The organism is Paenibacillus sp. B46(2026) (assembly GCF_056786355.1).
This window is the reverse complement of sequence record NZ_CM165907.1, coordinates 206086-218189: the sequence shown is the minus strand read 5'-3', so window position 1 is coordinate 218189 and position 12104 is coordinate 206086. Positions and strand designations below refer to the sequence as shown.

Genomic DNA, 12104 nt, shown 5'->3' with positions numbered 1-12104 from the left:
TCGATAGAGCCGGCAGGCTTTACCATGTTTATTCACAGGGGTTTCTGATCACCAATGGTAGATTAATAGAGCAACCAACTTAGCCATCGGCTACGTCATCCTTAAAATTCTTCGTACTCGCTTGGGTCCTGATCCCACAACCGTCCATCCGGACGATTAAATGCAGAGATGACCTGCATCTCTTCTGTGCTCAACTCGAAATCGAATATATCGATATTTTCCTGCTGATGCTGCAGGGAGCCGGCTTTCGGAATTGGAATGGAACCCAGCTGAACATGCCAGCGCAGAATGATCTGGGTTGGGGTTTTGCCATGTGTTTCCGCAATCCGAAGAATGTTCTCATCCTTCAGAATATCCTGTACGGCATCATTGCCACGTCCAATCGGACTCCAGGATTCGTTCACGATGCCATGCTTCGTATCCTGTTCCCGCTGATCGGCTTGGTCGAAGAATGGATGCAGCTCAATCTGATTCAGACTCGGCGCTATCCCCGTTTCCTTAATCAGCCGTTCATTGTGCTCAGGCAGGAAGTTGCTGACTCCAATGGATCGGATATATCCGCGCTTTTTGGCTTCGATCAGCGCTTGCCATGCCTCGACATACATGTCCTTCTTCGGATTGGGCCAGTGAATCAGATACAGGTCGTAATAATCCAGATCCGCTCTGTACAGGGATTCCTGGATCGCCACAAGTGCTTTATCATGAGCGTGATAGCGGCCCGGCAGCTTCGAGGAAATCAGCAGTTCTTCTCTGGCGATGGAGCTTTGCTTAATGGCTTTGCCCACTGTTGCTTCATTCTCATAGTTGTATGCTGTATCAATCAACCGATAACCCGCATCCATTGCGGATGCGATCGATTTAACACCTTCTTCTCCTTTTAAACTATAGGTACCGAACCCAATTGCAGGTACTTTCAAGCCATCATTCAATGTATATTCCGGAATTTGATGATTCATGTAATAACTCTCCTTTGCGAAATATTTTCTTTTACCCTTATCTGGAGAAATTTTACCCTCTCGAATTATCTTAACCCCTTGTATATGCTTGAATCAAATCGCACAACTATTGCTGATTTCCTTATAAATGTAAAAAAAGGACGCTGTCACAAAGGACCAGCGTCTTACAATATAGTGCCTCACAACGCACACGATATATCTTACATTAGAAATTGGTTGCAATAATTTTGGCTGATGTACTCTCGTCGATGAAATCCATAACCGAAATGCCAAAACGGCCTTTGGTATTGGTCGTAAAGAATGTGTTTACTTTCGGATTTATATCGTCTTTTACGGAGCGAATATTCGGAATACCGAACCAACCCGGGTCATAACCACTTGTGTAGTTAATGTACAACCAGGCAGGATTCTGGGATTTGGCTTCGTTGTACATGTTTTGAATATCCGACCATTTCTTGTTCTTCTCAGATACTTTAAAATAATCTTGAATCTTCATACTTGCTGCATTCTGAATGTTAAAGGTGGTGTTCTCTTGCCATGCAGTAGCATTAATACCATACGGGGATTGGCTCATATCGAATCTTCTCAGCAATACAATCTTGCCTCTTGCTTCCCCAAGGGTAGGGACGCGGTCGGTTAGCAGCCATTTATCAGGATTCTTGGCGACATAGGATTTGAATGTTTCCTCATACGTGCGCGTATTATTCGCAGGTGTATGCTCTTCTTTCACACTCATAATAATGGTTTCGGATGGATTACTGTTCAGAAAGCCAATAACTGCATTTAATACATCATCAAAATTTTGATTCTGATAGATAGCCCCGTGATGAATGGTGAATGCATCCCCGTAATGTCTGGTGCGAACATCAAGGAAACGGACACCCACATTCAATTGCTGGGCAATGGTCAGATCCTGCGTCTTTGCCGTTCCATTGATCGGTTCATACAAGGCACCGGAGTCATGCGTTCCTGGGATCGAGAGAGATGAAAGCGGGGTGTTAGCAGGGATTGACCCCATCCAATTGGAATTACTGTAAGCGGAAGAAACACCAGTCAACGTCCATGAAAAGAGAGTTACGAATGCAAGGGCTAGGCTTATTCTCTTGAACAATGTAAATACCACCTTTGCTTGTTTTTGTTTTACCCTGATCATTAAGCGGCGCCAGCTTGATGATCACATCACCTGTAAAAGGCTGACGTTAATTCCGTATGGATGTCTAGATGTCTATACTTCAACTCTACTTCGCTATTGTTTGCATGTTATTACGTCCAGGTAAAATTGAAATTAACTGCACCACGAATTTTAGAAAGTGGGTGTATACGTAAAAACGGCCACCAATTATGGTGACCGTCACGTATCTCAATTCCATTCGTAGTATCCTCGGAACAAAGGTATACTCTTTCTTTTCATGAAGTAACATCGATGGGAACTTAAGACTGCAAATCTTCGATTGAGTTCACATCTTCCATATAGGAAGGAACAGCCAACCCAGATTTTACATTAACCATATTAGCGCCAAGATCATCCAGTCTGTCACCATATTGCTCCCAATAATCTGAATGTGTCACTGGCAGCCATGCAGCTACAATCGCATCCACATCGCCGTTGGCAACGCCGAGCCACATCGGTCCGATCTCCACTTGCAACGCTTTGGCTTTGTACCCCAGCTTCTCTTCGAGCACATAACGGACGACATTAGTACTGGCAAGCTCCGAGTCCCAAGCTACATAACTCAAGGTGAACGGATCTCCATTGACGGGTTTCAGTCCTTCAGTCCATTCCTGAACTTTATCTTCATGTCCATCCACCCACTTGGCCGAAGCGGCTTCCGGTTCCATTCCGTTCTGTATGTCTACCATCACTTCACCCATATCTTCCGACGTCCAGTTAAAACGATCCAGGAATTCATAGGCAACCGGGTGGTCCTTCTGAAGTCCAAGGCGCGCAATCGTATGAATCTCTTCAGGTTCACCATACGTCATCTTCGGATCATCCAGATACTTCAGGTCATAGGTATTAAACATCCAGTGCGGAGACCAAGCAACAAAGACAATCGGTTCTTTATTTTTATACGATCGATCCAACTGGGCTGTCATACCTGCTGCTGAACTTTCCATCAACGTCCAATCTGACAACTCATAGTCTTCCATTGCCTGAGCTGTCAGTCTCATTAGACCCGCACCTGGGTCTGTTCCTGTAATTTTATAGTTAACCTGCTCCCCGACACTCGAGGTGTCTCCACCCGTAGCAGCATTGGAGGAACATGCACCCAGCGTGAATACCGCAACCAAACTTGTAACCATCATCCATTTTTTCATTGCCTTCATCATAAGTCTTCCCCTCTGTCATTCTCGTGTTGTTTAGATACTAGCGTTACATTCTGCAGAAATGTATACATTCTTAGACATAATACGACAGTCGCTCAACCAACTCCGTTATGATAACAAATAATGAAACCGATCTCAAACAATAAAAAGCGTTTGTTGTGTACATACAGAAAAAACTGTATAAACTGTACTTGTTTTTAAGCGGGGATACGCTTATATACTTCCAGATGCTATAAATTTATCTTCGTTGTACTGTACCGAAAAGATTTTTTATTTTTTTATATTTTATGTTAAAAAGGCTGTAATCTTAAATCTCATACTGACCCTTCCGAAGTAGTTTGTGTCATTTTAAAACATGAGAAACACAAAAAAGACCACCTAGCGGTGGCCGTATTTCGTAGAGGATCAGAGTAGTGTGTAATACATCTCTCAATACTCTCGCACAAATTGCTTATCCTCTTTCAGTTGCACAATATCATGTCCGGTTGGATTCTGGAATGCACGAAGCCCAAATGTCGGAGCAACCGCAAAGATATGATCAAAGATATCCGCTTGAATCGATTCATATACTTCCCAGGCAGTATCATTGCTGAACGCGTAGATCTCCAGGGGCAGGCCGTTATCTCCCGGTGCCAGTTGTCTGACAATGAGCGTCATATCCTTATGAATTTTCGGATGATTTCTCAAATACTGATGGATATATTCTCTGAACACACCCACATTCGTGAGCTTTCTTCCGTTCACATTACTTTCCGTATTCACCTGATGCTCCATGTTGTATGCATGAATTTCTTTTGTTTTTGCTGTGACATAATCAGTCAGGTAGTGAATCTTCTCAAACTCCGCCACCATCTCCTCGGTACAAAAACGGATACTGCTAATATCAATATAGACGCTTCGCTTAATCCTTCTGCCGCCGGATACCTGCATACTTCTCCAGTTCCTGAAGGAATCGGAAATCAGGGCGTAGCTCGGAATCATCGTAATGGTCTTATCAAAATTCATAACCTTTACCGTGTTCAGTGTAATGTCGATAACATCACCGTCTGCATTATATTTCGGCATTTCAATCCAGTCACCTACGCGTACCATATCATTCGAAGATAGTTGAACGCCGGCTACCAGACCCAATATGGAATCCTTGAATACCAGCATCAGTACAGCCGATAACGCACCAAGTCCACTGAGAATAATCAACGGATTCTGTCCGATCATGTTGGAAATGACAACAATGCCACCAATGATGTATAGCACAATTTTCGCGACTTGAATGTATCCCTTAATCGGTCTGATCTTGGAGACATCATAGGTACGATAGATATCATCAAACACATTGAGTAGCGCATTGAGCACTGTGATCATGATAACGATCATATATGTCATCGCAGCCTTTTCAATCAATGCCTGATAGGATGGAAAGATATAAGCAGAATAATAGATGATAATTGCTGGCACGAGATGTGACAGCTTGTGGAACACTTTTTTCTCTACAATAATGTGGCCCCACTTGTGCCGATTATTATTGATGATCCGATTAATCGTCTTCAGCACGATTTTTTTGGCTATAAAATTCGCCAGTACGGAGATCACCGCTATAAAAACAACCATGATCACATTCGAAAGATACCCAATGGATGGCTCACTCATGCCCATTCCCTCTAGTTGATTTCTGATAAAGTCCATTGTTTCCTCCTGACATAATCTAGTTTAGCCTATTATTATAGAGTAGATCAGGGTGGTAAGCAAAAATACGCGTAAAACTCTTTTCTGATTCTCGGTCTCCGCCATGGATAGAAAACTTACTCAGAATCGATTATACCGTTCAATAAATTTATAATTTTCTTTTTCTCGCCACTCTCATTTGTCTTGAGCCTCGCCAGAGTGAAACCGAATTTTCTGAAAATAGATTCTTTGATTTTATCCCTTTTTATCTGATCCGGTTTATTTTCATGAAATTCAAAGCCGTCCACCTCAATCGCCAATGCAAGTGATCGATCTAGCTTGTGATAAATCACAAAATCGACAGAGGAGCGATGCTTAATAAATTTCCGCTCTTCCTCGTTTAAACGATCAAGATCCATGAAAATGTTCATCAGGTATACCTGACTCGATAATGTAAAATCCTTAAACTGTGGCTTTTCCAGTATTTGAGTAAGAAGTGCTTCCATTAAGTTCTCGCTTTTGTGCCTTGAGTTATTATAATGACTAGCACGATTTCGAAACTCTCGAAGTTTCTCTGAATATTCCCGATATAACAGATCAAAAATTGATATAATCTCACTCTCCACGACATTGTCATCCAGTGTGCTGTATTCCATATAACGCATAAGGTCTCCCACTTCATTCCCATATTCCCCAACTTGGTCCGATCCAAAACCGTTGACATAATCATAATATCCTTTTCTCGACCTTGATATCTGTGAATCGTGTCGCTTTCAATATCGGCTGTAAAATGCTGAACTGCTTTCTCCAGCTGTTTGCGATACGGTGTTGTGAAGCCGATATCCGAAGGAATATCATCAACATCCAGCCCGCCCTGAAGGACTTCCTGCTCAATAACTTCAAGTTCCCTTGAATTAAACCTCCCCTTCTTCCCATGTGTCAATTTTCTCATATGGTTCCCCATTGCTGTTCTATAGATCATAAGCGGAGAATCAGACATTTGTAGATCTGTGAACGTAATCAAATCGCCATTGTAATATTTCCTGTTACAAAATTCGATAATTGCAGGATGACAACGATAATGTTCTCGTAGTATTACGCTTGGGAGGGTATCACCATACAAAGCCAATAGGGAAGATAATACATTATGTTCAAAATAATCATATGCACTGCTCATATCAGGATCTAAGCTATTTTTGAGTTTCTCTTTAATTTTGAGATCAACAATATGAGGTAACTGCTTCGTATCTCCCACAATGATGGCATGTTTACAACAGGACAACGCAAGCGCTCCTGTTAACAAGTCAACTTGTGATGACTCATCTATAATACAATAATCAAACATATAGTTAGGGGGCACACAGTTTCTCAATGAATGTGTCGTACTAAGCACAACAGGGTAGCTCTCAATAAAATCTTTAAACAAATTTAAGTGAGTATACGATTTCTCATTAGATTGGATCACGGAGCGATTATGGTATTTCTTATGTAACTCAAGTCTAAAAAGATTTTCGGAACAGTGCTGATGATCATCCAAAAGGTCCTGATAATTGTATGATTCCAGTTCCTCCTCAATCTTCAGAATTTGATTTGAAAGCTCTTCTATTTTCAAAACATAGAACTGCCTTTGGTAATTCAGAATGACATCAAGCCCTTGCTTTCTCAACCTCTTAAAGTCTGTAAAACCATGCTTAAAGAATAATTTGAACGGATAGAACAACTTGTATTTTTTCTTTATTTCTACAGCAAGAAAACTGTCCTTCATAAATTCCAAAATTTTATTTGGAGTTTGTTTGTAGAATGACAATTTCTCAATATGAGAAACATCTTGTCGTGCAAAGTAATGCTCAAAATGCTCCTGCTCAAGCAAATATGCTGAAAGCTTCTGCTTACACTGTGCTTTTTCTCGATCCATTTCCATCAAACGGTGTATCTGCTTGTCAAGATTATTAATTCGATCTCTACACTCTGCCTCCGAGATATCAACATCCCAATCTGACATGTTCACCTTCGGTAAATTTGCAAAAAACTTCTTTTTATTTTCTTGATTCCCCAAACTGGCCACAAAGAAATGATATCCTTTTCTTTCTAGCTTCTCTTGTACGTTTAGGACAGCTGCATTGTTACTGGAAACAACAGCAACCTTCTTGCCTTGCATTATCGCCAGATTTGCTATGATATTCAAGATGGTTTGGGTTTTACCTGTACCAGGCGGACCTTCAATGATGCTGATGTTGCTTGTCAATGCATGCTCAAGAGCTTTCTTTTGACTCAAGTTAAAACTGAAGGGAAAAATAGTTTCTACTGTTAGCATTTTTTCCTGTTTTATCGGATTTTTCTGGATAATCTGGCCTAGAACACTATTCGGATCGACATAGTTTAGCTTGGCAAATTCTTTGGAAAGAAACGATTCTTTTTCCTTATGCGTTTCCGGTTCCTCTTCTTCATCTTTATGTTTTACATATGTTGATATTTCACGCCAGTATTCTAAAATAAATTTGGCCTCCGGCTGACTTAATACATTTTGCTCAAATCGAATGCGATCCTTATCATAGATACGCATACTTGCATTCTCAAAACATATTCGAATTTTAAGACCGAAGTCCCAAACACGCTTAACATTGTTAAACGGTACGTCATCGTGATAAATAGCTATATTATCTCCTGGTTCCTGAATACATGGCTCCTGAAAAATAAGCACATCTTGAGTGTAGTAGTTATACTCTATATCTGAATTTCTGTATTTAATTTTCACCCCAGAAGGGCCCACCTTATAGTCGGTAACCTGCTCTGTCTTTTCTTTACCTTTAATGATAATCATTATTTTATCCAGATCCATAAAAGCCTCACTATATTCATATTGTTATGGTAACTATAGTTAAGCTTCTATAGACTAGCAATGATTTCCTTTTTTATACTTCTCCCAAACCAAAAAGGACCCTGCCATTCCACAGAATGATGGGCCCGTTCTATTCAATCGCACTCGATTTTACTTCATGTTCTCAGCTATTTCCAATAACTCACTTACTGTCACCAAACGGTACCCTTCCGCGACCAGTTCATCCACCAGCACACGAACCGCCTCCACCGTCTGGGAACGATCCCCGTACCCGTCATGGAATATGAGCACGCTGCCGGGTTTCACCGCAGACCGGGTATGCTCCAGAATGTGCTCAACGCCGGGATTGTCCCAATCCCTCGCATCACCGTTTACCGCACCAATCGTGCGATATCCACGCTCCGCCGCCAGAGACAGTATATCATCGTTTACGCCAAAATACGGCGGGCGGAAGCAGCGGGCAGGTTGCCCCGTAACTTCTTGAACAAGATGTTCTGCGCGTTGCAGCTCCTCCCCGGCTTCCTCCAGCGTCAGCTTGGTCAGGTCCGGATGCGTATACGTATGGTTGGCGATTTCATGCCCTTCCCGGTGCACCTCCGCCGCAATCTCCGGGTGAGCCTCCATCTCTTGGCCTATCATGAAAAATGTCGCCCGCCCATCGGCACCGCGGAAAATCTCAAGCAATTGAGGTGTATACACCGGATGCGGCCCATCATCAAACGTGAACGCCACAACCTTTTCCCGAACAGACTCCTGCTCTACCATTGTGATGTTGACCATACTATAATGACCCCTCTCTGCAACTACCTGCTACATACTCCCTTATTATTCCATGTCCACAGGCTCCGGTCTAGTCCAGAGATCACCCCTTGCGAACTCCCAGCTCAAGTTGATATCTACCAGAAAGAGAGTACAGCGAACGAGCAAGCAGCAAGCCCTTCTACCACCCTCCAGTCCAGCCTCCGGCTAACCTTTGATCGCACCTGCAATCATGCTCTTCTGCACCTGTTTGTTCAGCAGCAGATAGATGACCACCGTTGGCACCGTCGTAATCATCAGTCCCGCACCAATGATGCCCCATTGCGTAATGTACGTTCCCACCATCGACATCATGCCCACCGTCAATGTCTGATAAGCCGTGTTATTGATAAACGTGACCGCAAACATCAGCTCATTCCAACACGACAAAAACGTGAAGATCGCTACAGTTGATATGGCCGGACGCACAAGCGGCAGGATAATGGAGAAAAACGTCCGGTATATGCCGCAGCCGTCAATAACCGCCGACTCCTCCATCTCTCTTGGGATACCTTTGAAAAAGCTGCCCAGAATGAATACCGCCATCGGAATGCCAAATGCCACATAGGGAATGATCAGAGACCAGTAGCTGTTGAGCAGGCTCAGATTCTTCAAAATAATAAACAATGGCAGCAGCGCCGCATGAATCGGCACCATCATGCCCAGCAAAATGATCGTCATCGTGAACCCGCTGAGCTTCCAGTTCATTCTCGTGATTGCGTATCCCATCATGGAGGACAGGATCAGTACCAAGACAATGGAGGCCGCAGTAACCAGCACACTATTCATAAAATAGGTCAGCACATGGCCGTCGGACATTGCTTTGGTGTAGTTGCTCCACAGAAATGCTTTGGGCAACCCGGCCACATCACCGCTGAAAATCTCACTGTTATCCTTCAGGGAAAACAGCGCCAGCCAGATGAGCGGGTAGATCTGCACAATCGCAACGAGGATCAGAAACGCTTGCAGGAACACTTTCCCGATCGGTCCGGAGATGGACCTCGGCTTGGGCTTTTTTTGCAACATGACTTCTACGGTACTCATGCCTTTTGCCTCCCTCTACTCCGTTTTGAACAATGAATTAATGAGGATCGTACACACCAGACACTCCACAATGATAAAGACCGAGATCGCACTGCCATATCCGTACCGGAACGTATCAAAAATGGTAGCGTACATCAGCGTGCTTGGCACTTCAGTTGTATAAAATGGCCCGCCACCTGTCAGCACATAGATCAGGTCAAACACCTTGAATGCGCCGATGACCGAAAATACAAGGCTTACCTTCAGAATCGGCTTCATCAGCGGGATCATGATGGACCACGCCGTCCGAATACGGGAAGCACCATCCATTCGAGCAGCTTCAAGCACATCCTGAGACACGGACTTCGCACCTGCATACATCAGCAGCATGTGATACCCTACGTACTGCCACAAGGTCGGAATAAAAGATGCCGCCAGCGCGGTGTCCTTCTGCCCCAGCCAATCCTGTGCCAGGCTGGATAAGCCGATACTTTGCAGCAGCACATTTAGCAGGCCATAATCGGCATTGTAGATTTTTGACCACAACTGGGCAATAACCACCGTCGAGATCAACACCGGGATGAAATACACAGTCCGGTAGAAGCCTTCGCCCTTGACGTTGGACGCCAGAATCAGTGCGAGCACCAGTGAGATCGGCAGTTGAATGAACACCGAAGCACCCGCGAATAACAGGGAGTTCTTGATCGAATTCAGCACACGGGTATCCTTAAACATCTCTACATAGTTGTCCAGGCCGATAAATGTACCCCTGCCTACGCCGTTCCAGTCCAGCAGACTGTAATAACTGGAGACAAAGATTGGAATAAGCACAATTCCGCAGAACAGAATCAGGGTGGGCAGTACAAAGACGGCTATCGTGCCTTTATTGGAAAATACAGAGTTCATTGTTGTTCTCCTCTCAAAGGCGTGACCGGGATATGCCGGACCACGCCTTGTTTGGGTTCATCTTCATGGTTAGAAGCGGCAGCTAGGCAAGCTCCCAAGGTCTATGCGTAAGATTTCACAGGGAATTTAGTATAAGGACCTTTTAGGGCCTTTAAGCTTGCACACATACCTACCTGTTTAACCTATAGACTTAGCTCTGTTGGTTTGAGCTGTGCCATCTGTTTGCAAAACTCCTCCGGTGTTACATCGCCGGCAAGCAGTTGGGCAATCAGGTTTTTGTGCGCTTCGGCAGACTCCGCTGGCAGAATGTTATCCCACCACGCGATGAATGAGGTCGCCGTTTTCATAATATCCGCCGCAGATAGATCTAGGGAGGACAGGCTGGACGTGTCGAGTGCATCGGTTTTCCAGCTTGGCAGACCGGCTCCAGCCAGGAAACCTTGCGTTCCAAGCTGCTCGCTCAGATACATGAGGAATTCCACGGCTTCCTTCGGGTGCTTGGTATTCTGGTTGATGTAGAAGCCATCGACGGCTCCGCCGAATATTTCGGTATTTGTACCTCTGCCATCTTCAAATACCGGGAACGGAATCACTTTCACTTTGCCTTTGACTGCGGAGGACGGGTCCTCAATTCCTGCATTCACCCAGTTGGCCTGGAACATCATCGCCCCGTTGCCTGCATTAAATGCCCCAAGCATCTCGTCATAGCTCATGCTGAACATGCTGCTGTTGAACGCTCCTGCTTGTGCAAGCTGCTGCATTTTGGTCGCGGCGGCAACAAAGTCAGGCGAATCCCACTTCGACGGATCTTTAAAGGCTTCCATCACCGCAGCATTGCCTGCCTGACGCATTGCAATAATGTCGTACCAGTACATGCCCGGCCAGCGGTCCTTTTCCCCAATCACAGCTGGGGTGATTCCTGCCGCTTTCAGCTTGGAGACCGCATCCAGCAGTTCGTTATAGGTGGTCGGAATCTTGGCACCCGCCTGCTCGAACAGTTCTATATTCACGTAGAGGTTGGCGATATGTGTGTACACGGGCAATGTGTAGATTTTGCCGTCCATATTGATCGCCTCAGCCATTCCCGGACCCATTCGTTCTTTGATATCGTCCGTCAGGTAACTTGAGATTTCCAGCACATTGCCGGATTTGATGTACGGCTGCATGAAGCTGCCGCCGCCCATGCCATAGAACAGGTCTGGCGCTTCACCAGCTGCAATCGATGTTTTGACTTTAGTTTTGTACTGTTCTCCTGTCGTGCCTGTACGTTCAACCTGTATGTCTGGATGCTCGCTGTTCCATTTCTCAACAATCTCGGGCAGCAGTTTCGCCGAAGGATCGGTATTGCCGACCGATTGATCCCACAGCGTGAGCTTGATCTTGCCATTGCTTTCCCCCTGTGTACCACCGGACGAACCGGATGAACATGCCGCCAGACTGCCCGCAATCCCCAGAGCAAAAATTAGACTTGCCGATTTTTTTAATAGCGCTTTCATCTCTATGGACCTCCCTATGTGTTTTAGTTGGTTCTAGCCCATATTTTAGGCAAACTGTGCATTGTTCTCCATTTAGAAAACAGGCATCGATTTGTA

The 12104-nt window shown here is 44.5% G+C and carries 10 protein-coding genes; all 10 read right to left on the bottom strand.

Features of this window, described 5'->3' with window-relative positions; all coding sequences use genetic code 11:
- Positions 1-101: 101 nt before the first annotated feature.
- The 10 genes from AC1S8V_RS01045 to AC1S8V_RS01000 all read right to left on the bottom strand — a co-directional run bounded on the left by AC1S8V_RS01045 (position 102) and on the right by AC1S8V_RS01000 (position 12008).
- Positions 102-956, bottom strand: a complete 855-nt coding sequence (locus AC1S8V_RS01045; protein WP_482072088.1) for an aldo/keto reductase — start codon at positions 954-956, stop codon at positions 102-104.
- A 205-nt stretch (positions 957-1161) separates the two neighbouring features.
- Entirely contained in the window at positions 1162-1974 is an 813-nt protein-coding gene (locus AC1S8V_RS01040) for a phosphatidylinositol-specific phospholipase C (RefSeq protein WP_482072087.1), read from the bottom strand.
- 413 nt (positions 1975-2387) lie between these two features.
- Positions 2388-3284, bottom strand: a complete 897-nt coding sequence (locus AC1S8V_RS01035) for a glycine betaine ABC transporter substrate-binding protein (RefSeq protein WP_482074356.1) — start codon at positions 3282-3284, stop codon at positions 2388-2390.
- Positions 3285-3713: 429 nt separating this feature from the next.
- Positions 3714-4967, bottom strand: coding sequence for a mechanosensitive ion channel family protein (locus tag AC1S8V_RS01030; protein WP_482072086.1), 1254 nt, complete (start codon positions 4965-4967; stop codon positions 3714-3716).
- Positions 4968-5083: 116 nt separating this feature from the next.
- On the bottom strand, positions 5084-5452 hold the full coding sequence (locus AC1S8V_RS01025; RefSeq protein ID WP_482072085.1) for a DUF2726 domain-containing protein: 369 nt from the start codon (positions 5450-5452) through the stop codon (positions 5084-5086).
- Positions 5452-7785 carry an AAA domain-containing protein gene (locus AC1S8V_RS01020; RefSeq protein ID WP_482072084.1) on the bottom strand — a complete coding sequence of 778 codons (2334 nt, stop codon included), beginning with the start codon at positions 7783-7785 and terminating at the stop codon, positions 5452-5454. The genes AC1S8V_RS01025 and AC1S8V_RS01020 overlap by 1 nt, the downstream gene beginning before the upstream one ends.
- Positions 7786-7935: 150 nt before the next feature.
- The gene (locus AC1S8V_RS01015; protein WP_482072083.1) at positions 7936-8565 is read right to left on the bottom strand and encodes a polysaccharide deacetylase family protein; all 630 of its coding nucleotides are present in this window, start codon (positions 8563-8565) and stop codon (positions 7936-7938) included.
- A 186-nt stretch (positions 8566-8751) separates the two neighbouring features.
- A complete protein-coding gene (locus AC1S8V_RS01010; protein ID WP_482072082.1) occupies positions 8752-9627 on the bottom strand; it encodes a carbohydrate ABC transporter permease in 876 nt (291 codons plus the stop codon).
- Positions 9628-9642: 15 nt separating this feature from the next.
- Entirely contained in the window at positions 9643-10512 is an 870-nt protein-coding gene (locus AC1S8V_RS01005; RefSeq protein WP_076210184.1) for a carbohydrate ABC transporter permease, read from the bottom strand.
- Between the two features lie 182 nt (positions 10513-10694).
- Complete coding sequence (locus tag AC1S8V_RS01000; RefSeq protein WP_482072081.1) at positions 10695-12008, bottom strand: extracellular solute-binding protein; 1314 nt, start codon at positions 12006-12008, stop codon at positions 10695-10697.
- Positions 12009-12104: the final 96 nt, after the last annotated feature.

Bases quoted from the DNA above. Each gene is read 5' to 3' on its own strand.
- AC1S8V_RS01005 (WP_076210184.1), bottom strand. From the start codon at position 10,512: ATGAACTCTGTATTTTCCAATAAAGGCACGATAGCCGTCTTTGTACTG.
- AC1S8V_RS01035 (WP_482074356.1), bottom strand. From the start codon at position 3,284: ATGAAGGCAATGAAAAAATGGATGATGGTTACAAGTTTGGTTGCGGTA.
- AC1S8V_RS01030 (WP_482072086.1), bottom strand. From the start codon at position 4,967: ATGGACTTTATCAGAAATCAACTAGAGGGAATGGGCATGAGTGAGCCA.
- AC1S8V_RS01015 (WP_482072083.1), bottom strand. From the start codon at position 8,565: ATGGTCAACATCACAATGGTAGAGCAGGAGTCTGTTCGGGAAAAGGTT.
- AC1S8V_RS01025 (WP_482072085.1), bottom strand. From the start codon at position 5,452: ATGGAAGCACTTCTTACTCAAATACTGGAAAAGCCACAGTTTAAGGAT.
- AC1S8V_RS01020 (WP_482072084.1), bottom strand. From the start codon at position 7,785: ATGGATCTGGATAAAATAATGATTATCATTAAAGGTAAAGAAAAGACA.
- AC1S8V_RS01045 (WP_482072088.1), bottom strand. From the start codon at position 956: ATGAATCATCAAATTCCGGAATATACATTGAATGATGGCTTGAAAGTA.
- AC1S8V_RS01010 (WP_482072082.1), bottom strand. From the start codon at position 9,627: ATGAGTACCGTAGAAGTCATGTTGCAAAAAAAGCCCAAGCCGAGGTCC.
- AC1S8V_RS01000 (WP_482072081.1), bottom strand. From the start codon at position 12,008: ATGAAAGCGCTATTAAAAAAATCGGCAAGTCTAATTTTTGCTCTGGGG.
- AC1S8V_RS01040 (WP_482072087.1), bottom strand. From the start codon at position 1,974: ATGGGGTCAATCCCTGCTAACACCCCGCTTTCATCTCTCTCGATCCCA.